The 26,045-nt window shown below is 44.7% G+C and carries 23 protein-coding genes and 1 pseudogene; 12 read left to right on the forward strand and 12 right to left on the reverse strand.

The window, feature by feature from the left end:
* Window positions 1-49: 49 nt before the first annotated feature.
* From glmM to rlmE, 4 genes are read right to left on the reverse strand one after another with little or no spacing between them, the layout of a single operon-like run.
* Window positions 50-1,411 carry a phosphoglucosamine mutase gene (glmM, locus tag AC0L6V_RS12620; RefSeq protein ID WP_265219382.1) on the reverse strand — a complete coding sequence of 454 codons (1,362 nt, stop codon included), beginning with the start codon at window positions 1,409-1,411 and terminating at the stop codon, window positions 50-52.
* Window positions 1,411-2,244 carry a dihydropteroate synthase gene (folP, locus tag AC0L6V_RS12625; RefSeq protein ID WP_409418604.1) on the reverse strand — a complete coding sequence of 278 codons (834 nt, stop codon included), beginning with the start codon at window positions 2,242-2,244 and terminating at the stop codon, window positions 1,411-1,413. The genes glmM and folP overlap by 1 nt, the downstream gene beginning before the upstream one ends.
* A 34-nt stretch (window positions 2,245-2,278) precedes the next feature.
* A complete protein-coding gene (gene ftsH / locus AC0L6V_RS12630; protein WP_265218374.1) occupies window positions 2,279-4,252 on the reverse strand; it encodes an ATP-dependent zinc metalloprotease FtsH in 1,974 nt (657 codons plus the stop codon).
* Between the two features lie 60 nt (window positions 4,253-4,312).
* Window positions 4,313-4,933, reverse strand: coding sequence for a 23S rRNA (uridine(2552)-2'-O)-methyltransferase RlmE (gene rlmE / locus AC0L6V_RS12635; RefSeq protein ID WP_111638134.1), 621 nt, complete (start codon window positions 4,931-4,933; stop codon window positions 4,313-4,315).
* A gap of 99 nt (window positions 4,934-5,032) precedes the next feature.
* Between rlmE and AC0L6V_RS12640 the strand changes: the two genes are divergently transcribed.
* Entirely contained in the window at window positions 5,033-5,335 is a 303-nt protein-coding gene (locus AC0L6V_RS12640; protein ID WP_111605596.1) for a YhbY family RNA-binding protein, read from the forward strand.
* A gap of 102 nt (window positions 5,336-5,437) precedes the next feature.
* Window positions 5,438-6,277, forward strand: coding sequence for a hypothetical protein (locus AC0L6V_RS12645; RefSeq protein WP_265218372.1), 840 nt, complete (start codon window positions 5,438-5,440; stop codon window positions 6,275-6,277).
* A gap of 76 nt (window positions 6,278-6,353) precedes the next feature.
* Here the strand turns inward: AC0L6V_RS12645 and AC0L6V_RS12650 are convergent.
* The 3 genes and pseudogenes from AC0L6V_RS12650 to AC0L6V_RS12660 form a co-directional block, all read right to left on the reverse strand.
* Window positions 6,354-9,463: pseudogene (locus tag AC0L6V_RS12650) on the reverse strand (multidrug efflux RND transporter permease subunit).
* Window positions 9,464-9,483: 20 nt separating this feature from the next.
* A complete protein-coding gene (locus AC0L6V_RS12655; RefSeq protein WP_265218371.1) occupies window positions 9,484-9,651 on the reverse strand; it encodes a hypothetical protein in 168 nt (55 codons plus the stop codon).
* Complete coding sequence (locus AC0L6V_RS12660; RefSeq protein WP_418138321.1) at window positions 9,623-10,639, reverse strand: efflux RND transporter periplasmic adaptor subunit; 1,017 nt, start codon at window positions 10,637-10,639, stop codon at window positions 9,623-9,625. The genes AC0L6V_RS12655 and AC0L6V_RS12660 overlap by 29 nt, the downstream gene beginning before the upstream one ends.
* 114 nt (window positions 10,640-10,753) lie before the next feature.
* Between AC0L6V_RS12660 and AC0L6V_RS12665 the strand changes: the two genes are divergently transcribed.
* Window positions 10,754-11,488, forward strand: a complete 735-nt coding sequence (locus AC0L6V_RS12665) for a response regulator (RefSeq protein ID WP_409418607.1) — start codon at window positions 10,754-10,756, stop codon at window positions 11,486-11,488.
* Complete coding sequence (locus AC0L6V_RS12670; RefSeq protein ID WP_265218367.1) at window positions 11,485-12,555, forward strand: ATP-binding protein; 1,071 nt, start codon at window positions 11,485-11,487, stop codon at window positions 12,553-12,555. The genes AC0L6V_RS12665 and AC0L6V_RS12670 overlap by 4 nt, the downstream gene beginning before the upstream one ends.
* A 93-nt stretch (window positions 12,556-12,648) precedes the next feature.
* Here the strand turns inward: AC0L6V_RS12670 and erpA are convergent, their stop codons facing one another.
* The 4 genes from erpA to AC0L6V_RS12690 form a co-directional block, all read right to left on the reverse strand.
* Window positions 12,649-12,996 carry an iron-sulfur cluster insertion protein ErpA gene (gene erpA / locus AC0L6V_RS12675; RefSeq protein ID WP_110575191.1) on the reverse strand — a complete coding sequence of 116 codons (348 nt, stop codon included), beginning with the start codon at window positions 12,994-12,996 and terminating at the stop codon, window positions 12,649-12,651.
* A 70-nt stretch (window positions 12,997-13,066) separates the two neighbouring features.
* Window positions 13,067-14,653, reverse strand: a complete 1,587-nt coding sequence (locus AC0L6V_RS12680) for a peptide chain release factor 3 (protein WP_265218366.1) — start codon at window positions 14,651-14,653, stop codon at window positions 13,067-13,069.
* 236 nt (window positions 14,654-14,889) lie between these two features.
* Complete coding sequence (locus tag AC0L6V_RS12685) at window positions 14,890-15,048, reverse strand: hypothetical protein (RefSeq protein WP_265218365.1); 159 nt, start codon at window positions 15,046-15,048, stop codon at window positions 14,890-14,892.
* Between the two features lie 80 nt (window positions 15,049-15,128).
* A complete protein-coding gene (locus AC0L6V_RS12690) occupies window positions 15,129-15,581 on the reverse strand; it encodes a 4'-phosphopantetheinyl transferase family protein (protein ID WP_265218364.1) in 453 nt (150 codons plus the stop codon).
* 219 nt (window positions 15,582-15,800) lie between these two features.
* Between AC0L6V_RS12690 and AC0L6V_RS12695 the strand changes: the two genes are divergently transcribed.
* The 8 genes from AC0L6V_RS12695 to AC0L6V_RS12730 all read left to right on the forward strand — a co-directional run bounded on the left by AC0L6V_RS12695 (window position 15,801) and on the right by AC0L6V_RS12730 (window position 22,837).
* The gene (locus AC0L6V_RS12695; protein ID WP_418138322.1) at window positions 15,801-16,664 is read left to right on the forward strand and encodes a hypothetical protein; all 864 of its coding nucleotides are present in this window, start codon (window positions 15,801-15,803) and stop codon (window positions 16,662-16,664) included.
* The gene (locus AC0L6V_RS12700) at window positions 16,553-17,692 is read left to right on the forward strand and encodes a sensor histidine kinase (protein ID WP_265219380.1); all 1,140 of its coding nucleotides are present in this window, start codon (window positions 16,553-16,555) and stop codon (window positions 17,690-17,692) included. Before AC0L6V_RS12695 ends, AC0L6V_RS12700 begins: the two co-directional genes overlap by 112 nt.
* Entirely contained in the window at window positions 17,693-19,060 is a 1,368-nt protein-coding gene (locus AC0L6V_RS12705; protein ID WP_265218362.1) for a sigma-54-dependent transcriptional regulator, read from the forward strand.
* Between the two features lie 233 nt (window positions 19,061-19,293).
* The gene (gene phnD / locus AC0L6V_RS12710) at window positions 19,294-20,337 is read left to right on the forward strand and encodes a phosphate/phosphite/phosphonate ABC transporter substrate-binding protein (RefSeq protein WP_265218361.1); all 1,044 of its coding nucleotides are present in this window, start codon (window positions 19,294-19,296) and stop codon (window positions 20,335-20,337) included.
* 98 nt (window positions 20,338-20,435) lie between these two features.
* Window positions 20,436-21,221, forward strand: coding sequence for a phosphonate ABC transporter ATP-binding protein (phnC, locus tag AC0L6V_RS12715; protein ID WP_265218360.1), 786 nt, complete (start codon window positions 20,436-20,438; stop codon window positions 21,219-21,221).
* Window positions 21,209-22,018, forward strand: a complete 810-nt coding sequence (gene phnE, locus AC0L6V_RS12720; RefSeq protein WP_265218359.1) for a phosphonate ABC transporter, permease protein PhnE — start codon at window positions 21,209-21,211, stop codon at window positions 22,016-22,018. Before phnC ends, phnE begins: the two co-directional genes overlap by 13 nt.
* 20 nt (window positions 22,019-22,038) lie before the next feature.
* Window positions 22,039-22,554, forward strand: a complete 516-nt coding sequence (locus tag AC0L6V_RS12725; protein ID WP_418138323.1) for a PhnE/PtxC family ABC transporter permease — start codon at window positions 22,039-22,041, stop codon at window positions 22,552-22,554.
* A gap of 34 nt (window positions 22,555-22,588) precedes the next feature.
* Entirely contained in the window at window positions 22,589-22,837 is a 249-nt protein-coding gene (locus AC0L6V_RS12730) for a PhnE/PtxC family ABC transporter permease (RefSeq protein WP_418139088.1), read from the forward strand.
* A 77-nt stretch (window positions 22,838-22,914) separates the two neighbouring features.
* On the opposite strand, the gene AC0L6V_RS12735 is transcribed toward AC0L6V_RS12730, so the two are convergent.
* Window positions 22,915-26,043, reverse strand: coding sequence for an efflux RND transporter permease subunit (locus AC0L6V_RS12735; protein WP_265218357.1), 3,129 nt, complete (start codon window positions 26,041-26,043; stop codon window positions 22,915-22,917).
* Between the last annotated feature and the right edge of the window lie 2 nt (window positions 26,044-26,045).

A 26,045-nucleotide genomic window follows, 5' to 3' on the forward strand; every position in this document is an offset into this window, starting at 1 on the left:
ATTCTATGGAATGGACGCTTTAGTTTCAAGTCATTTATTACTATTCAGCTCATAAATTTTGCTTTATGAGGCTCGCTTTTGCTGAAACAACAGAATTCACTTCCTCGACCAAATAATCAACAAGCTCATCCACTGTTTGATCGTCTCGGCCCTCTACCATGACACGAATCAAAGGCTCTGTCCCCGAAGCCCGAAGCAATACTCGACCAAGACCATTCAAACGCTCATTAGCGACGGCAATGGCTTTCTGTAAAGCAGGCTCTTCATTTGGCACAAAACGCTTCGCGACACGTATGTTTTTTAATTTCTGCGGGAATTTTACAAGACCGACCAAAAGCTCATCAAGGGACTTACCTTCTTCCACCATGGCCCGAAGTACTTGGAGGGCCGCAATAATACCGTCACCAGTCGTTGTAATAGAGCGACAAACGATATGCCCAGAAGGCTCACCACCTAACACCCAGCCATGCTGCATCAACTTTTCATTCACATATCGGTCCCCCACCGCCGCTCGACTAAAACCGATACCCGTTTCAGAGAACGCCAACTCAAGACCAAAATTACTCATCAATGTACCAACAACACCGCCACTAAAACGCCCTGTTCGCATTAAATGATTCGCAATGATATACAAAATATCATCGCCATCACGAACCACCCCATGACGATCTACTAGGATCAAACGATCGCCATCGCCATCCAAAGCGATACCAAGATCTGCCTCCTCAGCTAAAACGTTTTTGCGTAACAACTCTGGTTTTGTCGCCCCGCTAAACTCATTGATATTTAGTCCGTCAGGGTTAACACCAATAGAAATAACTTCAGCCCCTAGTTCTGAAAATACTCGGGGAGCGACATGATAAGTAGCACCATCCGCACAATCGACAACAATCTTTAGCCCACTTAACTGCAAACCGATTGGAAAAGTGCCTTTGCAATATTCTATGTAACGCCCAGCTGCATCATCAATGCGTTTGGCACGACCGATAAGACTAGACTCCACCACAACCATCGGCTGTTCCATGAAATACTCAATGCGCTCTTCTATTTCGTCAGAAATTTTCCCACCTTCTGCCGAAAAAAACTTAATGCCATTGTCGGTATAAGGATTATGGGAAGCACTAATCACAATCCCCGCACTGGCGCGAAATGTTCGTGTCAGATAGGCTATTGCAGGCGTTGGCATAGGCCCAACCAAACGGACATCAGCACCCGCGGCAACAATACCGGACTCAAGCGCTGACTCAAACATGTAACCTGAGATTCGAGTGTCTTTACCGATCAGGATTTTCTTATCATTTTCTTTAAAAACCTGCCCAGCCGCCCAACCAAGTTTGAGCATAAACTCAGGCGTAATTGGGGTGGTTCCAACTTTGCCACGAATGCCATCTGTTCCAAAATACTTACGCATCAAATCTCTCTCTCAATACGAGACATTAGCGCCAACATTTCAACGTGTGGCCTAACATCATGAACCCTAAATATACGAGCACCTTTTGAATAGGCGGAAGCATTTGCCCCCATTGTGCCATACAAACGCTCATCAACTGGTAAATTCAACACATCCCCTATCATGGTTTTTCTCGAAAGACCAATCAGGACCTCAAACCCCATCTCTTTAAACTGAGATGTCCGATTCAGCAAGGATAAATTATGAAACAGTGTTTTTCCAAACCCAATACCCGGATCCAAAATGAGACGAGAACGATCAATCCCCACATGCTCACACTCTACCACTCTAGACAGCAGATATTGCATCACATCATCAACGACCGAAGCGTAATCCGGTTGCTGCTGCATGGTTTGTGGCACCCCTTTCATGTGCATCAAACAAACAGGCAAGACCGTTTCAGCAACAGCTTGCAAGGCACCATCACGTTCAAGAGCACGAACATCATTAATCAGACCAACCCCTAAACGGGCAGCCTCTCGAATCACTTGTGTGGTACTGGTATCAACAGAGACTATAATATCAAAGCGTTTCTTTATCGCCTCTATAGCAGGTAAGACGCGATCCATTTCTTGCTGGATACTGACGGGAGCAGCACCAGGGCGAGTTGACTCACCACCGACATCGATAATACTAGCACCTTCGGCAATCATTTTTTCAGATTGACGCAGGGCCGCATCAAGGGAATGAAAGACACCGCCATCAGAAAAAGAATCGGGTGTCACATTTAAGATCCCCATTACATGAGGAAGGGACAAGTCTAACGACTTGTCCCCGAACGACATTAACGACATGAAAAATCCATATCAGCAGATTAACAAGGAAAAATCACTCACCCGTAGGTTTAGGAGATACTGTCCCAGTAGAATCATCAAGATTGGACGATTCTTCTTCAGAAGACTCAGTAACACCATCCTCCTTCACCGCTTTTGCGTCATCACCTTTTGGCGAATTCGCACTAGGGTCTGACCAACCCTCAGGAGCGGAAGGCTTATTACCATCCATAATTTCTTTAATCTGCTTCGCATCAATTGTTTCATATTGCATCAAAGCTTCCGCCATGACATCTAGCTTATCGCGGTTCTCTTCTAATATCTGCGTCGCCTTTGCATAGCAACGAGTAATAATATCTTGAACCTCAGCATCAATAATCTTACCCGTTTCAGGAGAGAAATAATTCGCCTTGCTGCCTGTAGGACCACTGATATAGCTACCACTATGATCATCTTCTTCGTAAGCAAATGGGCCTAATTTTTCAGACAACCCCCATTTAGTCACCATGTTACGAGCTATACTAGTGGCTCGCTCAATGTCATTTGAGGCACCAGTAGAGACACCATCAAAACCATGGATCATCTCTTCTGCAATACGACCACCATACAAACTGCAAACCTGACTTTCAAGACCACGCTTACTGATACTGTATTTATCTTCTTCTGGTAAATACATGGTGACACCAAGTGCACGACCACGAGGGATAATAGACACCTTGTACACTGGGTCATGCTCTGGCATTAGATAACCAATAATAGTATGACCGGCCTCATGATATGCGGTATTCAGCTTCTCTTTGTCACTCATCACCATGGTTTTGCGCTCTGCGCCCATGAGGATCTTGTCTTTCGCAAGCTCAAGTTGCTCCATGTTCACTAAGCGACGATTAGAGCGAGCCGCAAACAATGCTGCTTCGTTAACCAAGTTCGCCAAGTCAGCACCAGAGAAACCAGGCGTTCCACGAGCGATGTTTTTTGGCTCAACATCGTCATCACAAGGCACTTTACGCAAATGCACTTTCAAAATCTGCTCACGACCACGAATATCAGGCAAGCCCACTTGCACTTGACGATCGAAACGACCTGGACGCAATAAAGCAGGATCTAATACGTCAGGACGGTTTGTTGCCGCAATAACGATAATACCTTCATTACCTTCGAAGCCATCCATTTCAACCAATAGCTGGTTTAATGTTTGCTCACGCTCATCGTTACCACCACCCATACCGGAACCACGATTACGACCAACAGCATCGATCTCGTCGATAAAGATAATGCATGGCGCATGCTTTTTAGCTTGCTCAAACATGTCACGAACACGAGATGCACCAACACCAACAAACATTTCAACGAAGTCAGAACCTGAAATAGTAAAGAACGGCACTTTTGCTTCGCCGGCAATTGCTTTAGCCAACAAAGTTTTACCTGTTCCTGGAGGTCCACACATCAGGATACCACGAGGAATTTTTCCACCTAGGCGCTGAAATTTACTTGGCTCACGCAAGAAATCAACAAGCTCTTCAGTGTCCTCTTTCGCTTCATCGCAACCAGCTACATCAGCAAAAGTGGTTTTAATTTGATCTTCTGGTAAAAGGCGTGCTTTGGATTTACCAAAAGACATAGGGCCACCCTTGCCACCAGCACCGCCTTGCATCTGACGCATGAAGAACATGAAAATCGCAAGTATCAGAAGAATTGGGAAACTGGCTACCAACAATTGAGTCCAAATGCTTTGCTGCTCAGGCATGCGCCCTTCTACAATGACATTATTACTCAACAGATCATCCATTATCTTTGGATCAGCTGCCGCAGGACGCACAGTGTCAAAGGTATCACCGCTTGTTCTGCTACCGCTAATGGTATAACCATCCACCACTACTTTCGCAATACGACCATCTTGCACCTCTTTTACGAATTCGGAATAGGAAATCCGGTTCGTGTCGGCCGTTGTATTAAAATTATTAAACACAGTTAGCAGTACAGCAGCTATTACTAACCACAACAGTATATTTTTCAGCATATCGTTCAAGAGCACACCTCTTAAAGGTTATTTTTAATATCTCTGGTAATAATACCAGAACATACCCTATTAACCCTTATATTGTCTTCCTAATAAGTAAACTTCGCGACTTCTTGCTCGCGAGGCATCCGGCTTACGTGTTACAACAGAATCAAATTGAGCCCGCATGGCTTTGAGGTATTCTTCAAACCCCTCCCCCTGAAACACCTTCACTAGAAAATTTCCGCCCGGACGCAGCACTTGAGATGCCATATCCAAAGCAAGCTCTACAAGATACATAGCTTGTGGCTGATCAGTAGAACTGTTCCCACTCATATTGGGGGCCATATCGGAAATTACAAGATCTGCTTTTTCATCTCCGATTTCCCTTAAAATCGCTTCGTATACTTCTTGCTCAGTAAAATCACCTTGAACAAAACGCACACCTGGCAAGGGCGCCATTTCCAATATATCTGAGGCAACAATCGTTCCTTTATCTCCTACCAGTTTCGCTGCCACCTGAGACCAGCCACCTGGTGCCGCACCTAGGTCAACGACACGCATCGTGGGTCGAAACAACTTGTCCTTATCGTTAATTTCTATCAGTTTATAACTGGCTCTGGAGCGATAACCATCTTGTTGCGATTTTTTGACATACGGATCGTCAAAATGTTCCTTCATCCAATTATTACTACTTTTTGATCTTGCCACGTTTTCATCATACCTAAATCAGTCAATATTCCGCTATAATATCGCTTAACCTCTTCAGCCTCCAATAAAGAGGATCAACTAATATGAGAAAATTTTACTATGAGTCTTACAAACGCCCAAAAAAAGCAATATCGCCTAATCGGACACGCACTTAATCCAGTGGTTATGATTGCGGGCAATGGCCTAACAGAATCCGTTCTTACTGAGATTGATCGCGCCCTTGAAGATCACGAGCTGATTAAAATACGCATTAGCATTACAGATCGTGAAGTACGTACAGCACTGATTGAAGAAATCAATAAAATAATGAAATCTGAAACAGTACAAACGATTGGCAAAGTGGCACTCTTTTACCGTGCTGCGCTCAAGCCAAATCCTAAATTGTCCAACTTACTTCGTTAGTAACGTAGACTGAGATAGTCTTTTTTGCTCAAAAAACAGACTATCTCTAAACTCTTCATAAAAATGGCCGATACCTTTGACAGCCAACAAAGGAGTCGGATCATGATATTTATAGAGGCACTCAATAGAGCCAGCACCCAGACCAACGAAAGAAAGTTGATCTCGAGAAACAAATATCGCCCCATCATCAGCAATAAAGACTCTGTTGACCTAAGCTCTGCTGCTCATCAAGTCAAAGAAATTCATTTAGATAGCCAGACAAAAAACCCACTCACAGCGTCAACCAGTATTTTTGCCAATCTCATTGAGCACGTATTAAGCCACATCATGAATTCCGCCCTTAACCTGCATTCCCCGGAAGAGCTTAATTTGGACTCAAAAGAGTGGAAGATATTTTTACAAGTTCCACCACTGAATACAGAAAAAATCAAAAGAGCGGATGACTACATAGCACCAGAAGTTCCCCAGCGACCACCAGCAAAACAACTTATCTTTCACATTCCAGTTAAGCCGCTATATGGCATTCCTGTCGAAATGACGGTCCTAATGTCGCCTCACAACGGGTCCCCAGAAACTCCTATCTTTTTTCATACCTTTGCGCAAGAAAGTTGGCTGCCCATTTTACGCACGCCCTATTCACCGGAATTCCTTGACCAACAAATCACGCATTACCACATATTATTAGATCAAGATGGCGAACAAGATCAGCTGTCAGCGCTTTACCCACACCTAAACCAAGGTAAAATAAGCGAGAGCAACACCTCCCCTCAAGCGTTTGGTTTGCGAATTTGGCGGGCAAAAAATCAGGTTTTGACGCCCGCGGTTCTAGGAGACAGCAAAATAGGCTTATTATTTGTGGGGCACTACCCTCCCATAGAAGGAAATCCCATTACCGAAGAAGAGCGAGCAAGACAGGCCAACAACCTTTATACAAAGGCGTAGTATTTTAGCCATAAAAAAGCCCTCCATACCGTGCGCATGAAGAGCTTATTTTTTTACGAATCAATATGCTAATAAATTAATAAGATAACCGCCAACGTCTAACACGTTCTTGAATCCCCATAACAAAGACAAAGAACACTGGAACAAAAAAGATTGCTAACACTGTCGCACTAATGATTCCACCCAACACTCCCGTTCCAATTGCATGTTGTGTTTCAGCACTGGCACCTGAAGCGATAACCAAAGGAATCACCCCCAAACCAAAAGCAAGAGATGTCATCAGAATCGGGCGTAACCTAAGACGTGCCGCCATGATAGCAGACTCAGCAAGCCCCCTACCTTGTTCACGTAATTGCTTAGCAAACTCAACAATTAAAATCGCATTTTTAGCAGACAAACCAATAACGGTAATCATACCAACCTTAAAGAAAACATCATTCGGCATATCTCGAAGCAATACCGCGATCACGGCCCCAAGCAAACCCAGCGGCACAACCAACATAACAGAAAGAGGAATTGACCAACTTTCATACAATGCGGCCAACACAAGAAATACAACCAACATGGATAGCGCCATTAACAAAGGCGCTTGAGATGAGGATTGACGCTCTTGAAGTGACTGCCCACTCCAAGCGACAGCAAAACCAGCTGGCAATTGGGCCACTAAACGCTCCATTTCCTGCATCGCTGCGCCACTTGAAAAACCCGTCGCCGCAGCTCCCGATATGCGTGCAGCTGGAAAACCTTGATAACGAGCCAACTGTGAAGGTGTTTCTATCCAAACGGGAGTCACCACCTCCGATAAGGGCACCATTCCACCGTTACTGTTTCGTACGTACAATTTAAGCACATCATCAATCTGCATTCGTGCAGAAACATCAGCTTGAAGAATAACCTGCTGCATTCGTCCAGCATTAGGAAAATCCCCTACATAGGCAGACCCCATCGCAGTAGAAAGAGTGTCACTAATATTACTAAACGATACCCCCATTGCCTCTGCTTTAAGACGATCAATATCTAGCCGAATACTCGCCCCCGAAGGTAAACCATCAGAATAGACACCCGTCACAATGTTACTTTTCGCTGCCAATGCAAGCAGTTTGGCTTCTGCCTCTTTTAACGCGTCATAACCTCGATTCGCACGATCCTGTAAGCGCATTGAAAAGCCTGAACTCGTATCTAGCTCATCTATTGTTGGAGGCATTGACGTCATCACAGAGCCTTCAGCGATATTGGACATGGCCTGCTGCGCAAGCATTACCTCTTCTTGTAACGTTGTACCTTCTCTGTCCTTCCAATCTTTTAAAACAGTGAAGGCCATCGCGGCATTTGAGCCAGAGCCTGAAAACCCAAAACCCAAAATGGACAGGTTTGACACAATAGAAGGACGCGAAGCGATATACTCTTCAAACACTTCCACCACATCCAGCGTACGTTCTGTTGTCGCGTCAGCGGGTAATTGGATGGTTGTCATAAAATATCCTTGATCTTCCTCCGGTAGAAATGACGTTGGCAAATGCCGTAAAGCCATCACCAAGATCCCGACAATAACCACAAAGATCATCATCATCCGTCCAGTTCGTATCACCAACTTACCGACACAAGAGACATACCCTGTTGTCATGCCATCAAACATTCGATTAAACCAGCCAAAGAATCCCGTTTTATCAAGATGTTGTTGGGCATGAGGTTTAAGCAATGTGGCACACAGCGCCGGAGTCAGAGTCAGAGCTAAAAATGCAGAAAACAAAATAGACACCGCCATGGACAGCGCAAATTGCTGATAGATAACGCCCACTGAGCCGCTAGCAAAGGCCATAGGAATAAAGACAGCGGTTAGCACCAAGGTAATACTGACTACCGCACCCGTTATCTGCCTCATTGCCTTGACTGTCGCATCCTTCGGACTCAACCCTTCTTCCGTCATAATCCGCTCAACGTTTTCCACCACAACGATAGCATCATCGACAATAATACCGATGGCCAGCACCATGCCAAACATAGTCAAGACGTTAATCGAAAAGCCCGCCAACAACATAATCGAAAAAGTACCCAACAGAGCGATTGGTGCAACAATGGCCGGGATTAAGGTATAACGGATATTTTGTAAGAACAAAAACATCACGAGAAATACCAGCGTCATCGCCTCAAGCAAGGTGTAAATCACTTTTTCAATCGACACTTTCACAAAGGGAGCAGTATTAAAAGGGATAGAATAACTCATGCCAGCAGGCATAGTAGGCTCTAGCTCTTGCAGACGAGCAAGCACCTTATTTGACGTACTCACAGCGTTAGCACCTGGCGCTAATTGAATGGCGGCAGACGTTGCCACTTTGCCATTTTCACGGTTACTAAAACCGTATGACTGGGCACCTATTTCAACGCGCGCCACATCACTCAAGACAATTTTTGAACCATCTGAAGCCCGCCTTCACCACAATATTGGCAAACGCTTCAGGCGAGGCTCAATTGCCCCTGAACCGTTAGCGGAACGGTCACTCGCTGACCAGCTACTGTAGGTGACGCTCCAATGCTACCGGGAGCAATTTGTGTATTTTGCTGCGTAATGGCTGTCGTGAGATCCGCCATAGTCAAACCATAAGACGTTAACTTATTTGGATCTACCCAAACCCTCAACGCTTGTTCAGAACCAAACAACTGCACATTACCAACACCGTCGATGCGACGAAACTCCTCCATTAGGTTTCGTGCCATATAATCACTCAACGACGTCTCGCTAAAACGTCCATCATCAGATTTAAGGCCAACAATCATCAGAAAACTAGAGGTTGCAGATTCGACACTCAAGCCATTTTGACGAACCACTTGTGGCAAACGAGCCTCGACGGCCTTAATTTTATTTTGCACATCAACCTGGGCCAACTCAGGGTTCGTCCCAGGCGTAAACGTCACGCTAATCGCGGCGGATCCAGAACCATCTGCTGAAGACTCAAAATACAAAACATTCTTAACACCTGAAAGCTCACGCTCAATTAAACTGAGCACAGCATCATTCATCGTCTGAGCATCTGCGCCCGGATAACTTGCAGAGATACTGACCGATGGAGGCGCAATAGATGGGTAACGAGCAATTGGCAATTGCGGAATAGCCAACACGCCACCCAAAATAATAAACAAAGCAATCACCCAAGCAAACACTGGGCGGTGAATAAAAAACTGAGCCATAACGACATTTTCCTGTAATTTTAGTGGTCAACACCAGAAACGGACTTATTTAACTGCCACTCTTGTTCGCGAACGTCCATGCCATCATTAAGTCGATCCATACCCTCTATTACCACCTTTTGCCCAGCGGTTAGACCTGCCTTCAATCGATAATGTCTATCAACCAACTCTCCGAGTTCGACTGGCACAAGATGAGTCCCGACGATTAGCATCAATAACCCATACTTGAGACTTTCCCTCAAAATGCACTATTGCCTGCTGAGGCAGCATCAAAGCACTGTCGTAGTAACTACGATCCGCTCTGGCTTGTACAAACATGCCAGGCAAAAGCAGTTGATTTTGGTTGTCCACAAGCACACGCAGCAACACATCTCCCGTACCAGAATCCACACTGATACCGGAGAATAAAACACGTCCTGTTATACCGTAAGGTTCACCGTTAGAACGCAAAACCGATACCGGCAAACCATTTTCAGAGTGCTGTGTGGTGAGTGCTTTTTGTAAAGATTCCAATGAAGAGGCTGGGCGTCGTAAATCCAGATAAACCTGATCGATCTGCTGAATACGAGCCATTGGACTACTATCAGTGCTACTCACCAAAGAGCCCTCAGACACTAAAGTCTGATCGATTCGGCCTGATATAGGCGCCTCTACCGTAGCAAATTTTAAGTCAAGCTTACGGCGCTCCAGCATTGCTCGAGCTTGCGCAACTTCCGCTAACGCCTGATCTCGTTTAAACACCTCGTCATCGTAAACTTGACGACTAATTGAATGGGACTTAAGCAATGAACTCACTCTAAGCATTTGCGCCTGAGCATGCGCTAATGCCACTTCTGCACGCTTTAGACCTGCAACGGCAGTATCAACCTCAGCCAAAAAAGGCTCGGGATTAATTTGATACAAAGGTTGACCTGCCTTCACTTCGCGCCCTTGCTCAAAGAGCTTTTTCTGAACAATACCACCGACCTGAGCTCGAATCTCAGCGCTACGCACCGGTGATACTCGGCCTGGTAATGTATCCCTCACGGTTAGTGACTCAGGCGTTAAAGACATTGTCGATACTAAAGGTGGTGGAATCAAAACCTCTTCATCTGATTGTGACTGATCGCAGGCGATAAGAATAAAAGCTAACACAGCAATCATTCCATAGCGGGTACTACTAAGGTCAAACTTCATCGAAAATCCTTTACCATTTAAGGTAAGCAAACATTGAATAATCTAAATTCTACTTTTACTCAATGGAGCTATGACCGAGAATGTGTGTAGATTTGATGGAGATGAATACTTTTTATGAATAATCTGATGACAGATTCAGCAATGGGCTCGGATAGCAAAGCCACCGTACTAATTGCAGAAGACGAACTGGGTATTGCAGAAATTTTGACCGCCTATTTAGAAAAATCTGGCATGCGCACCCTACATGCAGCCAATGGCCTTCAAGCACTTGAACTTCACTTAGATTATAAACCCGATATTATTTTACTGGATGTCCAAATGCCAAAACTGGATGGCTGGCGTGTATTATCTGAAATTCGCCATCGCGGTAATACGCCTGTCATCATGCTGACTGCCATGGATCAAGACATAGATAAACTCATGGGACTGCGTACTGGCGCTGATGATTATGTTGTTAAACCATTTAACCCTGCAGAGGTAGTCGCAAGAACCCAAGCCGTATTACGCCGAACCATGGTAAAAGAGTCGCCAGCACAACAAATACTTCAAATAGGTCCATTACACATTGATATAGAAAATTATTCGGTGTCAGTAAAGCAAGAAACACAACACAAAGACATCACGCTAACCTTGACCGAATTTAAACTATTAACACTAATGGCCCGCACGCCAAAACGTGCTTACAGTCGAACAGAACTTCTGGAGAATTGTTTACCTGAAGGCGATACATTAGAGCGTACCGTGGACAGTCATATCAGTAAACTACGAAAAAAATTGGAACAGGTTGGCGTCCATGACATTCCTGTTGGCGTCAGAGGCATTGGCTACCGCTTTTGGGATCGAAAATGAAAATAGTTGGATTAAGTGGCAAAATCATTGCCTCAATGATGGCTATCACCTTACTTGCGATATTGCTTGTGTTCTTTACCGCGTACCTTTTTTACTATTTCATGGATACATTTTGGCCAGATTATATTTTTGTAGACAGCTATATTCCTTCCGGCCCAGAACTCATCTGGCTCGCAGGAACAACCATCTTATCACTCAGCATTACCGTGGCCGTTGCCATCAATTTGGCGCGTCATATTTTATCCCCTCTTAACTCCGTTACGAGAGGCATTCGCCTTCTCGCAGAAGGCGATTTGTCAGCGAGAGCCGCGTCGTTTAATAATGCACAAAATGAAACAAATCAGCTTATTCGTGATTTTAATTTACTCGCCGAGAGATTAGAGCGAATGACCAACGAGCAGAGATTTTGGAACGCGGCCATTGCCCACGAATTACGAACGCCTGTTACGATTTTGTATGGTCGTTTACAAGGCATGCTTGACGGCGTATTTACCTCAGACAATCATCAACTGCGCAGTTTATTAGTGCAGGTGGATGGACTAAAAAATCTCGTGGAAGATTTACGAGTCGTCAGCCTAGAAGAAAGTGGTCACCTAAATTTAAGATTACAAGAGGTTAATTTAAGTACGGAAATCAATGCCGTTGTCGAATTTATGAAAGACGCTCTCGCTTCAACACAACAATATGTAGAACTAGATCTCGCTGTAAACGATGCTTCTTGTGATCCAGCCAGAATCAGACAAGCACTCATTGCACTGCTTACCAATGTCATCAAACATGCTGTACCAGGTTGCATTAAGATTCAAACACGAAAAACACAACATTCCTTGACCTTATCTGTAGAAGACGAAGGCCCTGGTATTGCTGAAGCCTTAGCGCCACATGTATTCACCGCATTCAGACGCTCATCTGACAGTAACGCAACGGGAAGTGGTTTAGGTTTAGCCGTGGTTGCTGCTATTGCGCGAGCGCATAATGGCGAGGCAAGCTGCCACCCAACAGCACAAGGCGGTACGCGGTTTGAAATATGCTGGCCTCACAAGCAAATAGAAAAACCAAAAACGTGACACAACATCACAAAACAACAATAAAAAACCCTTTATACGGCTAGGCATAAAGGGTGTATTTTTCATCTTTAGTCTGTGTGTGGCCGATTAAAGCTAAATACTAAAGCTGGCTCCGCAACCGCAAGTGGACGTCGCGTTAGGATTTTGCACGACAAAGCGTGAGCCTTCTAAATTCTCTTTGTAATCTACTTCTGATCCAACAAGATATTGAAAACTCAACGGATCAACGACCAAAGTCACACCGTTACGCTTCACTTCTGTATCGTCTTCTTGATGCTCTTCATCAAACGTAAAACCATACTGAAAGCCTGAACAACCGCCACCCGTCACATAAACACGTAACATGAGCCGATCATTCTCTTCTTCTTCGATCAAAGATTGCAGCTTTGCAGCCGCTGCGTCTGTAAATTCGATAGGATCAATCGATTCAACCATGCTCATTTTGACACCACTATAACAATTACCGATGATCAGATTATCCGCTTAACCTAGTAATTTAGTCAAGTATTGATCAATGTTCTCGAGTTGAACGGAAACGAACCTGAGGCCACTTTTCTTCTGCCATCATTAAATTTACTCGCGTTGGAGCCAGGTAAGTCAAATGCCCACCGCCATCAACAGCCAGATAATCACGACACTTATTTTTAAACTCTTCAAATTTCTTAGCGTCGTCGCAATCTACCCAGCGCGCGGTGTTAACGTTGACCGCCTCATAAATACATTCTACTTTGTACTCATCCTGCAAGCGGTAGGCCACTACTTCGTATTGTAACTGCCCCACGGCCCCCACGATTAATTCGTTATTACGTTGTGGCATAAACAACTGAGTCGACCCTTCTTCAGAAAGCTGCTGAAGGCCTTTTTGCAAGGCTTTCATTTTCATAGGGTCTTTTAAACGGACTCGACGGAAAAGTTCAGGCGCAAAATGGGGAATCCCGGTGAATTTTAAGTCTTCGCCTTCCGTAAAAGTATCGCCAATTTGAATCGTGCCATGGTTATGCAAACCAATGATATCACCAGAAAAGGCCTCTTCAACCCCTTCACGATCACCCGCAGTAAAAGACACCGCGTCCGTCACTTTAATGTCTTTACCGATACGGCAATGACGCATCTTCATACCGCGACTATAGGTTCCAGAACACACTCGCATGAACGCAATACGGTCACGGTGCTTCGGATCCATGTTGGCTTGAATTTTAAAAATAAACCCTGAAAACTTCTCTTCCGTAGCCGATACTTTTCGGCTGTTGGTCTCACGATCAATTGGTGAAGGCGCCCACTCAACAAACCCATCCAACATTTCACGAACACCGAAGTTAGATAAAGCTGTACCGAAGAAAACAGGTGTTAACTCACCCGCTAAATAAGCTGCATGATCAAATTCATGGCTTGCACCACGCACCAGTTCGATCTCATCTACATACGCTTCCCAATCATCCCCCAACAAAGCCTTGGCTTCATCCGATTGCAGCCCTTCGATGCGAATATCATCCATCAGCGTATGACCACGACCACGTACAAATACATGAATCGTGTCAGTGTAAAGGTTATAAACCCCTTTGAAAAAATCGCTCATACCGATCGGCCAAGTAATAGGGGCGGCGGCAATTTTTAGAACATCTTCCACTTCGTCTAACAGCTCAATCGGATCACGAATATCTCGGTCCATCTTGTTGATGAAAGTCAGAATAGGCGTATCGCGAAGACGACAAACGTCCATCAATTTGATAGTGCGATCCTCTACCCCTTTTGCGCCGTCGATAATCATCAAGACCGAGTCAACCGCGGTAAGCGTACGATAGGTATCCTCAGAGAAATCTTCGTGCCCAGGCGTATCAAGTAAATTGACGATACGGTCTTTATATGGGAACTGCATCACAGAAGAGGTAATAGAGATACCGCGCTGCTTCTCCATCGCCATCCAGTCAGATGTCGCATGTTTGTCGCCTTTACGGCCTTTTACCGAACCCGCCGTTTGAATAAGCTGACCAAGCAACAAAAGCTTTTCCGTTATGGTGGTTTTACCGGCGTCAGGGTGCGATATGATCGCAAAAGTTCTTCGTTCGTTTACTTCGTTGAGAAAATTCTGGTTTGCCATTAAAAAATTCTTTTAGGTTATACGCGGGCGTTGCTCTCATCTTCTTAAAGACCAGCACAGCATAATCAGCGCTTGCCAACCCCGTCATGTTAATCGTGATTACGTTTGGCGCTATTTTCGCTGATCTCGAAGTTATAAACAATCAATGACGATGGAATTCATGACTATTTAAACCACACATGCTTAAAGCAAGATACTTAGCCGTCGCCATTAACGAGAACTAATATGACAATTTGTTAATTTTTCATTCCATTCACTTCAGTAATAGGCGCTCCAGATGTCCAATCAACCAGTTGAATATCAGACACACTGAGCCTTTCTCGCCAGGCAAGAGAAATCACCCCCCAAGGAAAATGAAAGCTTTGCAAGCGATATTGATCACCTTGCCAAGGCAAGCCATACGGCTCCCTATTCAGCAAACTCGGGGCACAGTTAATCTGACTCAAATTATCAACTAAGCCGCTGCCATTGGCTTTTAATAACGCTTCTTTGGCTGTCCAAAGGCAAAAAAACTCGCTTGCCTGTCTGCACATACCTCCAGCAGACTTTTCTCATCCAGATGACATACCATATCAATCATGCTCTCAAGATCATCCATATCTTTGTAACATTCTACGTCCACCCCGATAGCGCATTCATCGCTAGACTGAGCCAACGCTACTGCCACCGACTCCGCGCTGTGACTCAAATTAAAGGCAATATTTTCTTGTATAAAAGGCTTACCAGACGACGTTCGATAAAAGGACCACTCTGATGTTTTTTTGAGTGGAAAATAATAACTCAAAACGCGACGTTTAAAGGCATGGGCAAACACATAAGCATCACGTAAATACGCAAAACGAAATGAAGCAGCACGCTGCCTCTCCGTTTCATCCAGACTATTTTCAATCGCAAACGCTTTTTCACTGTATGCCAAAGTCAAAATCATATCATTTCCAAAACAGCTCATTCCCAATCATCAGTATCATGATATATTCCGATGAGATTAATTCCCAAATACTTTAAATGGGACATTATTGTCCTCAGTATCACTCAATCCCCCTGAGTACACGGGCTAAAAGTTGGCATTAATTTTTCATTGTACTAACCGACACAAGAATCGTACGAACGTGTCATCCAATTATAAAAATAACAGGACAAGTGACTAATGGGTATTCCCACATTACTTTGGCTTCGCAATATCGGCATTGGTGGTCGGCTTTTTCTCGCCTTTGTGCTGATTTCCTCTATTACAATTGTCGCAAGTGGCTTGTCAACCAATACCTATTTGCAACTAAGTGATCGTCTTTTACTACTGAAATACCAAGACATTCCGGGCCTAGATGCCGCCGCTAGACTAAACGATAAAAGTCGTCTCATTGTCGCAACGGCGCCACTTCTGGTCACTAGCGATGCCGCCATATCTAGAGAGCAAACCATGGCAGCACTCAGTCTTGCTATTAGTGAGATGGATGCTTTAATGCGCAACTTACCGGATTACAATCGATACTTTTTGGAACTCATCACCCAGATCCAAAACAGCCTCACGTTACTAAACCAAAGCGTTGAACGTCGCGAAGTCATAAGACGCGAATTAGCACAATCGTCTTTACTTATCTTTCCTTTGTTTGAAGCCCTAATTCAGCAACTGAATCAGCTAGAACGCAGTGCCGAGTTAGAACAAGTCATTCATCGACTTCATTACTTCTCAGGTTTAATGGAAAAAATCAGCAACGATGCGTCATTCAACGAACTTGATTACACCTTTTTACGGCTGGAAAAGCTGGGGGGAAATCGCTCAATATCTGACATTACTGCCACAAGTCTCACCGCCTTTAGCGCAAAACTTACTAGCGCTTTTAAACATGAGTCTCTCGGCAAGGCGAACTTTTTCAACTCAAAAACGAAGAATTGGATTTACTGTATCAACAAAGCTTTTTACTTGAAAACAGTCAACGACATATTCAACAATTGGCCGCCCAAATCAACCAATATACTAATTATACCAACACCAGTATTCGTGGTTCTTTAGAAGGTGCCATTAAATCCATCAACAGCAGTATTCGTAATATTTTACTGTTGTCTCTTATTAGCTTGAGCATTGCCTGTGCCATCTCTTGGTTTTATGTCCGGCGCAATGTGCTACAACGCATTGTAGAATTACAGAAAAACATGCGTGCTATTGCCAGCTCACAGCTAGACACACAAATCCGTATAGCTGGTAATGATGAAGTGTCTAGTATGGCTAGGGATCTGCAATACTTTCAACAAACGGCCATTGAGGTTGAACGAACTAATCAAAGGCTCGCCGCCGAAATCGAAGAGCGAGTGGCCGCCGAAGCACAATTAAAGGCGACCCAAAATGAACTGGTACAAGCTGGAAAACTCGCTGCACTAGGCCAACTTGGTGTGGGCATTACCCATGAAATAAACCAACCCTTAACCGCCATCGCAAGCCACCTTCATACGGCGGGGCGTCACATAGAAAAAAACCAATTGGATAAAGCACAAAATAGCCTTGATAAAATTGGCCAACTACTCACCAAGATCACCCGCATCACCAAACACCTTAAAGCGTTTGCACGCGTTGCGGGCACAGAACTCACTCCTGTCTGTTTGGCAACCGTCATAGAAGATGCTATCGAATTGATGTCTAGCCAGATTGATGAGCAAAACAGCATACTCAATTATCAGCCAAGCAAACTGTCGCTGCACGTATTAGCCGAACCAATTCGTCTTGAGCAAGTAATGGTTAATCTTATTAGCAATGCCGTTGATGCCTTGTCTAGCGCATCGGTCAAACAATTAAACATTGCGGTGTACGAACTCAACGATAGAGTCATGGTCGAGGTGAGTGATACGGGCATAGGCATAGAAGCAGACAAAATTGAGCAAATATTCGATCCGTTTTTTACCCAAAAAGACGTAGGGCAAGGCCTCGGACTAGGCTTATCCATCAGCTATAACATAGTGCAAGATTTTGGTGGTCAAATTAAAGTGGTATCCGCTCCCGAAAAAGGCAGCTGCTTTACCTTAGTATTAAACAAGGCAGAGAAATAAATGAACAACACAAACAAAGTTATCATTATCGACGACGATCAAGCCATTATCGAAGCACTAACCGAAATGCTTGAGCTAGAAGGTTTCCAGATCAGCAGTTATTTAAGCGCCGACAAAGCCATTTCCACGTTAAATCATCAGACGGCCGCTGTCATTTTAAGTGATGTAAGAATGCCTAAAATGGATGGCTTAAGTCTTCTGGCTCGTATTCAAACGCTGGACAGCGAGCTGCCCGTTATCCTGATGAGTGGTCATGGGGATATTCCGATGGCGATAGAAGCCATGAAAGAAGGTGCTTACGATTTTCTCGAAAAACCACTGCAACCTGCACTACTGATCAACCAACTGCAGCGCGCAGTGGAGAAAAGGCAGTTAGTATTAGAAAACCGGAAACTAAAGCAAAATATTGCCCAACAAACAGGCTTAGAAGCCCTCATTATTGGAGAATCAGCGGCCATCAAGAGCATTCGTCAACATATATCTTCTTTGGCTCAAGCCAATATCGACACCATTATTTACGGTGAAACGGGCTGTGGTAAAGACGTCGTTGCCCGAGCTTTGCATCAATTTAGTCTTAGAAACAAAGGCCGATTCATTGCCATCAACTGTGGTGGCATCAGCGAAAGCCTGATTGAAAGCGAGCTATTTGGTCACGAAGCTGGTGCCTTCACAGGCGCTAATAAACGTCACATTGGCAAAATAGAAGCCGCCAATGGGGGCACCTTGTTTCTTGATGAAATAGAAACCATGCCACTACCCGCACAGATAAAATTATTAAGAGTGTTACAAGAACGCACGATTGAACGCGTTGGTAGTACCCTGCCCATTCCCGTTGAGCTGACCGTCATCGCTGCCAGTAAGGACAACCTTGCCCAATTAGGCGAAGAGGGAAAATTCCGTAAAGACCTGTTTTACCGCCTTAACGTTGCCAGTCTCACCATTCCACCTCTCAGAGATCGTCCTGAAGACATCCTTCCCCTTTTCCATCATTACGCCCACAAAGCCGCCGAGCATTTTTCTCGCCCTCTACCTCTGATCACATCTGCGTACTTAGAATACTTAATTCAACACCCGTGGCCAGGCAATGTACGTGAACTAAAAAATGCCGCCGATCGTTTTGTGCTCGGTATCAGTGAAACCTCCCTCGCCTCCATTAAACGCGAAGACGATAGTAACGGCAGTTACGAAGAACGCATGGAGCAATTTGAACGCCACATTATCGAAGAAGGACTAAGAGTCACAAACGGCCAATTAAACGAAGCGGCCGAACTGTTGGATATGTCACGCAAGACACTGTATCGCAAAATGAAAAAACACCAATTAGATAAACAACACTTTAAAGCGTTCGAAGATGAAGGACAAGAATGACCCATTTTTTATTTCCAATGAGACTCTAAAGTCCCAACACCTAAAAAATATAAGCCTAATAAACACACAACCCTATGTTTTATATAGTTTTTTCACTATTGGCACCAGCCTTGCTATATTTTATGCGCCGACAAGGCAGTCAATCCAGTGAACCCACAGGATTGACTCATCTCCGACAACGGAACCTCCCGACCGGTGATAACAATAAAAAATACATCTCGAGGAAAACAATAATGTCTATTAAATTACTGACTGGTTTAATGCTCTCTAGCTCACTCTTGATAGGAAGCAGTGTCGCTTTAGCCGATGATTGCAGCTATCGTGGCGTACTGGATGATAAGTTCTGTGATGAAAACTACGACCTCGTCGCTGATCTTCCAAAAGATCAAAGCCAATGGCGCGATCCTAGTACTTTAGTGTTTACCTACACGCCGGTAGAAGATCCTGCAGTTTACAAAGACGCATTCAGTGACTTCCAAAAATACCTTAGTGAAGTGACGGGTAAAAAAGTCGTGTATTACACGGTTCACTCCAATGCGGCCGAAGTGGAAGCTTTGCGCTCAGGTCGTTTACACATTGCAGGTTTCTCAACAGGTCCAACAGGTTACGCGGTTAATTTAGGCGGTCTTGTTCCTATTGCCGTAAAAGGCACCGAGGAAGCCTTTCAAGGCTACAACCTAGTCACTATTGTCCGCAAAGACAGTAGCATCATGAAAATGGCGGATTTAAAAGGCAAGGTCGTTGCCCATACATCGGCATCGTCAAACTCGGGAAACCTTGCTCCACGAGCGATCTTTCCAGCGCTAGGGCTGACACCAGATCAAGACTATGAAGTCAAATACTCAGGCAAACACGACCAGTCTGTTATGGGCGTATTGTCAGGCGATTACGATGCCGCTCCGGTTGCTTCTGACGTTCTAAAACGTATGATTGATGCCAAACGTATCAATGAAGAGGACTTCCGTATTATTTATACCAGCCCCCGTTTTCCAACCTCTTCGTTTGGGTATGCTTACGATTTGAACCCAGAACTGGTTGAAAAAATTAAACACGCCTTTTTCACCTTCCGCTTCCCCGCTGAAATGCAAAAAACCTTTGGTGGCGCTGATCGCTTCTTCCCAATTACTTATAAAGAAGATTGGCAGGTCATCCGCGATATTGCCCACTCTTCTGGTACCGCCTATACCAAAACAGGACTTAAGCAGCTGGCGGAAGCCGATGCCGCTAAAGCCGCTGCCGACAAACGCGCCAAAGAAGCTGCCAGCAAAAGCCAATAAGCAGCGACTACTCGCTTAATCGATTAAAAATTCACTTAATACATGCTAACAACCTAAAGCATCAGGTTGTTAGCCCTCTTCGCCTGTAGGAAACGATTATGTCTGTCACCCAAAGCTCTACTGAGCACTCAAACTTCCTTGAAATTCTCAACTTAAAAAAAGAATACACACCTGGCAACCCCATTTTAAAAGGCATAGATATTCACATTACGGAACCTGGGATTGTGGCCATTATCGGCCCGTCTGGGACAGGAAAAAGTACTCTATTACGTTGTATCAACCGATTAATTGATCCCACGGAAGGAAAGATCTTGTTTGATAACGCCGACCTTTGCTTAGCCAAAGGTGCTCAGCTACGCAAACTACGCCGTCAAGTTGGCATGGTGTTCCAAGAGTACAATCTTGTTGAGCGCCTCACTGTGATTGAAAACGTCTTAACTGGAAGGCTCGGTTATATGTCTGCATGGCAAGCGTGGCGCCGCAAATTTAGCCAACAAGATATCAATACCGCCTTTGAATTACTCGATGCCGTTGGTTTAACCGAACATGCGAGTAAACGTGCTGACAGTTTATCTGGCGGTCAACGTCAACGTGTCGGTATTGCCCGAGCCGTAATGCAAAACCCTCGTATCTTGCTTGCGGATGAACCGACCTCATCGCTTGATCCTAAAACGGCAGTCGAAATCATGGAATTGTTAGAGCGTTTTTCACAAGAAAAAAATATTCCCGCTTTAGTGAATATTCACGACGTTAAGCTAGCTAGCCGCTTTGCGAAACGCATGATAGGTATGAGTAATGGCGTGGTAGTGTACGATGGCCCACCAGAAGGCATCACTGACGAGCACCTAAAACAAATCTATGGAGGTGAATCATGGCTGGCGTAAACTCAACTCACTCACAAGTAAATATAGACAGAGAAAATCCGTTTAAGCATAACTGGCTAGTAAGCTCACTTTGGCTACTGGTCATCTGTTATGTCATCTACTCCTTCAATGCAATGGATCTGAGCTTGGGGCGAATTAGTGATGGTTTAGGGCACGCCAGTGAATTATTAGCACGCATGGTGCCACCCAACTTTGGTCGTTGGTCGCTACTCTTAAGCGGCCTCATAGAAAGTTTAGAAATTGCTATTATTTCAAGTATTTGCGGCATTTTCATTTCATTATTCCTCGGATTATTTGCCGCACGTAATTTAATGCCAAGCTGGATCAGTACGCCTGTACGGGCTTTGATTGCCCTTTGTCGCACTTTTCATCCCGTTATCATTGCTATTTTGTTCGTCAAAAGTGTTGGCTTTGGCGCGCTAGCAGGCATTCTCACCCTCGTCGTTGCGTCAATTGGCTTTATTGCCAAACTGTTTGCTGAAGCGATTGAAGAGATTTCTCTCAAACAGGTGGAAGCCATTCGAGCGACCGGTGCCGGTTTTACCAGCATCATTTTATTTTCCGTCATGCCACAAGTATTTGCGCGTTTTATTGGCTTTTCAACCTATCAGCTCGACTCGAATTTGCGTAACTCCACCATGGTCGGCATTGTCGGCGCGGGCGGATTAGGAGGAACTTTATTCTCGGCCTTCCAGCGCTTTGATTATGACTTTGTGGCGGCCATTTTAATCGTCATTATCGCTCTAATCATGTTTGGCGAGTTTCTATCCAACATCGTTCGACGCATTTTTCGCTAACCTGACTTAGGAGCATTTTTATGAACGCTATTGATCATCATTGGCAACGTTTTACGCTAAAGCAGAAACTCTCTCGCTATGCTGTCTATTTGGTTTTGGTAATAGCTTTTATCCAGTCCATTCAATCTGTCGAGGTAATTCCCGAGTTCCTACTGGATGCACCAGAACAAATGGCAGATATGTTTTCTCGCATGTGGCCCATGGATTTCGCCTACTATCCAGTCACGGTTCATGACGCCATGATTGAAACCCTCAACATTGCCACACTGGGAACCTTAATTACGTTGATTTTTGCCATTCCTTTAGCCCTTATGAATGCCAGCAACATCGTAAGCTCAACTTGGTGTCACTGGATTTCAAAGTTTTTTCTGGTGTCTTCGCGCTCGGTAAACTCTTTAGTTTGGGCGCTCTTGTTTGTCTCTATCTTTGGCCCTGGAGTCATCGCTGGCGTATTGGCTATTGCCTTCCGCTCCATAGGTTTTGTTGGCAAACTTTTAGGAGAGGCACTCGAAGAAGTTAACATGGGGCTCCATTGAAGCGCTAAAAGCCACTGGGGCATCTTGGCTGTCTATTTTACTAAAAGGTTATTGGCCACAAGTCTTACCCGCTTTTTTTAGTATCGTCCTTTTTCGTTGGGACATTAATGTCCGAGAGTCTGCGGTACTTGGGTTAGTGGGCGCGGGCGGTATCGGTGTAGTACTAGATGACTCAATGAACTTGTTCCAATGGGACCGAGTTGCTGTATCGTTATTAGCGATTTTCATTATCGTAATTCTAGCCGAAATTCTAGTGGTAAACGTGCGTAAGCGTCTCATCTAAACAATCGCTATGACTACCCGTTAAGCAATAAAAAAGGAGTCCGCATTGGACTCCTTTTTGTTTATACAGTCAAAAAATCAATCGATATTCTTTGACTCAACCAAACCATCAGGACGCTTAGGAAAAATACGTCGCACCACAACAAAGAACAGTGGCACAAAGAAAATCGCCAACACAGTTGCGGTTAATGTACCACCCACAATACCCGAACCAATCGAGATTCGACTGTTGGCGCCAGCGCCAGAAGACAAGGCCAACGGCAGTGTTCCTACCATGAATGCCATCGACGTCATAATAATCGGACGTAACCGTAAACGAGCCGCTTGAGCAGCTGCATCCCATACGTTCAACCCTCGACGGTAAGCCGCTTCCGCAAACTCAACGATCAATATCGCGTTTTTCGACGATAGACCAATGGTCGTTAACAGAGCCACTTGGAAATACACATCGTTTTCCAAACCACGTAAATGCGCTGCTGCTGCCGACCCAATGACACCAAGCGGTATCACCAATATCACCGAGAATGGCACTGTCCAACTTTCATATAGAGCCGCAAGACACAAAAACACAACTAGGATAGAAATCCCATAGAGTATTTGAGTTTGTCCGCTTGATAATCGCTCTTGATAAGACAGACCACTCCACGCGCCAGTTACACCAGCTGGCAAATCGTCAGAAATACGCTGCAACTCATCCATTGCGGCCCCCGAACTCACCCCATCGGCTCCTGAACCTTGGATTTCATAAGAAGCTAATCCATTGAAACGCGTTAAACTTTTTGGTCCGTAAGTCCATTCACTCTTAGCAAATGCCGAAAACGGCGTCATGGTGTTACCACTACCACGTACATACCAATGTTGTAGATCCTCAGGGGAAGAACGGTATTGCGCATCACCTTGCATATAAACAGTTTTGACTCGTCCACGATCAATGAAGTCATTTACATAAGAGCCTGCCCATGCGCTACTTAATGTTGAGCTGATGTCCGACAAAGACAAACCGAGTGCCGAGGCTTTTTCTTGGTCAATATCAATATGCAGCTGTGGTGCCTCTGAATCAGAACCAAGACGAACACCGATCAACAGAGGGCTAGTGTTGGCGTTTTGCAATAGCGCATCACGCATTTCCAATAAGGTGGCTCGGTCAGTGTTACCCGTTGCTTGTAGCTGGAAAGTGAAACCACTACTTTGCCCTAACCCTTGAATAGATGGCGGTATCAACGAAAAAATTCTCGCATCTCGCAGCCCAGCAAACGCACCGTATGAACGGCCAACAATCGCACCAGCACTGTTTTCTGGTCCAACACGCTCGCTCCAATCTTTTAAGGCAACAAATGCCATACCGGCATTTTGTCCGCTGCCCATAAAGTTAAAACCAGAAATAGTGAAGATGGCGCTTACATTATTTTTTTCTTTTTCCAAAAAGTAGCTTTCCACTTCTCGCATCACTTTGTCAGTACGAGACATGGAGGCACCTTCAGGCAAAGACACCATCACCATGACACGGCCCTGATCTTCCGTTGGCAAGAAACCAGACGGTAAGGTCATCATTAAACCACTTAAGCCAGCCACAATAATGCCGTAACCTAGCATCCAACGAACAGGCTTCTTAATAATGCGATTAACACCACTAAAATATTTCCCTGTTGCACGATCAAAATTACGGTTAAACCAAGCACCTAAACCTTTTTTAGCTGTTTCATGATTAGCTTTTAAGAAGGTGGCACATAGAGCTGGCGTCAAGGTTAATGCAACCAAAACAGACAAAGTCATTGCCGCAACGATAGTGATGGAGAACTGGCGATAAATCACCCCAGTGGAACCACTAAAGAAGGCCATAGGCAAAAACACCGCAGACAAGACAACCGCAATACCAATCAAGGCACTGGTAATCTCTTTCATCGATTTTATCGTTGCCTCTTTGGGAGACAATTTATCTTCTTCCATTACTCGTTCGACGTTCTCAACCACAACGATCGCATCGTCCACCAGCAAACCGATGGACAAAACAATACCAAACATAGTGAGTGTATTAATGGAGAAGCCAAATAGTTCTAAAATACCAAATGTACCCAAAAGAACAACAGGCACGGCAATCGCCGGTATTAATGTTGCACGCCAATTCTGCAAAAAAATGAACATGACGATAACAACTAACAAAATAGCTTCAAACAGTGTTTTCACTACCTCTTCAATAGAGATACGAATAAAGCTAGTATTATCAACCGGATACGAAAGCTTATAGCCATCTGGTAAACTACCAGACAAACCATTTAATACTTTTTTAACCGCCTCAGAAGTAGACAGCGCATTCGCTCCAGGAGCCAGCATAACCGCCATACCTGAAGCCGGATGACCGTTCAAACGTGGAATATAGCCATAAGACTCACTGCCTAATTCGACTCGAGCCACATCACTTAAACGAACCGTAGCACCGCTATCATCATACGCTAGAATAATATTGTTAAATTGCTCAACTGTTTGCAACTTAGACTGTGCCGTGACGGTAACGTTTAATTCTTGCCCTTGCACAATAGGGTAAGCTCCTAGGCTACCCGCTGCGACTTGAGTATTTTGGGCACTAATGGCAGACGATATGTCAGAAGGCATTAGTTTATAAGACGCTAATTTCAGCGGGTCTAACCATATGCGCATGGCATATTCCGCACCAAACACCTGAATACTACCGACCCCATTCACACGGGAAACGGGATCTTGAACTGTCGAAACCAAAAAATCCGAAATATCATTCGCAGTGTCTTGGTCTGTTTCATCATAAATGGCCGCAACCAGCAAAAAATCTGAGTTCGATTTTTTTACAGTCACGCCATTTTGCTGCACTGAATCGGGCAGATTCGAGGTGATTTGCTGTATTTTGTTTTGCACTTGAACTTGAGCAATATCCGCATCCGTACCTTGCTCAAAGGTCACATTGATACTGGTACGACCGCTAGAACTGCTTGAGGAAGAAAAATACAACAAGCCGTCTAAGCCGGTAAGCTGTTGCTCCAGTATTTGCGTCACACTGTTCTCAACCGTTTCAGCAGAAGCACCAGAATAAGTCGCCGAAATACTAATAGTAGGTGGCGCTACGTTTGGATATTGAGCAATCGGCAGGTTCAAAATGGACGCAAGGCCTGCCAACATGATCGCAATGGAGATAACCCATGCGAAGACCGGACGATTAATAAAAAATTGCGCAAACATAG

Source organism: Marinomonas sp. G8-14 (assembly GCF_055808935.1).

What these genes read in the sequence shown, in the direction of transcription:
- AC0L6V_RS12670 (WP_265218367.1), top strand. Translation starts at nt 11,485, where the DNA reads ATGAAAATAGTTGGATTAAGTGGCAAAATCATTGCCTCAATGATGGCT.
- phnE (WP_265218359.1), top strand. Translation starts at nt 21,209, where the DNA reads ATGGCTGGCGTAAACTCAACTCACTCACAAGTAAATATAGACAGAGAA.
- folP (WP_409418604.1), bottom strand. Translation starts at nt 2,244, where the DNA reads ATGTCGTTAATGTCGTTCGGGGACAAGTCGTTAGACTTGTCCCTTCCT.
- AC0L6V_RS12725 (WP_418138323.1), top strand. Translation starts at nt 22,039, where the DNA reads ATGAACGCTATTGATCATCATTGGCAACGTTTTACGCTAAAGCAGAAA.
- AC0L6V_RS12645 (WP_265218372.1), top strand. Translation starts at nt 5,438, where the DNA reads ATGATATTTATAGAGGCACTCAATAGAGCCAGCACCCAGACCAACGAA.
- AC0L6V_RS12665 (WP_409418607.1), top strand. Translation starts at nt 10,754, where the DNA reads ATGAATAATCTGATGACAGATTCAGCAATGGGCTCGGATAGCAAAGCC.
- AC0L6V_RS12690 (WP_265218364.1), bottom strand. Translation starts at nt 15,581, where the DNA reads ATGATTTTGACTTTGGCATACAGTGAAAAAGCGTTTGCGATTGAAAAT.
- phnC (WP_265218360.1), top strand. Translation starts at nt 20,436, where the DNA reads ATGTCTGTCACCCAAAGCTCTACTGAGCACTCAAACTTCCTTGAAATT.
- AC0L6V_RS12680 (WP_265218366.1), bottom strand. Translation starts at nt 14,653, where the DNA reads ATGGCAAACCAGAATTTTCTCAACGAAGTAAACGAACGAAGAACTTTT.
- phnD (WP_265218361.1), top strand. Translation starts at nt 19,294, where the DNA reads ATGTCTATTAAATTACTGACTGGTTTAATGCTCTCTAGCTCACTCTTG.
- AC0L6V_RS12640 (WP_111605596.1), top strand. Translation starts at nt 5,033, where the DNA reads ATGAGTCTTACAAACGCCCAAAAAAAGCAATATCGCCTAATCGGACAC.
- glmM (WP_265219382.1), bottom strand. Translation starts at nt 1,411, where the DNA reads ATGCGTAAGTATTTTGGAACAGATGGCATTCGTGGCAAAGTTGGAACC.
- AC0L6V_RS12660 (WP_418138321.1), bottom strand. Translation starts at nt 10,639, where the DNA reads ATGAAGTTTGACCTTAGTAGTACCCGCTATGGAATGATTGCTGTGTTA.
- AC0L6V_RS12705 (WP_265218362.1), top strand. Translation starts at nt 17,693, where the DNA reads ATGAACAACACAAACAAAGTTATCATTATCGACGACGATCAAGCCATT.
- AC0L6V_RS12735 (WP_265218357.1), bottom strand. Translation starts at nt 26,043, where the DNA reads ATGTTTGCGCAATTTTTTATTAATCGTCCGGTCTTCGCATGGGTTATC.
- AC0L6V_RS12695 (WP_418138322.1), top strand. Translation starts at nt 15,801, where the DNA reads ATGGGTATTCCCACATTACTTTGGCTTCGCAATATCGGCATTGGTGGT.
- erpA (WP_110575191.1), bottom strand. Translation starts at nt 12,996, where the DNA reads ATGAGCATGGTTGAATCGATTGATCCTATCGAATTTACAGACGCAGCG.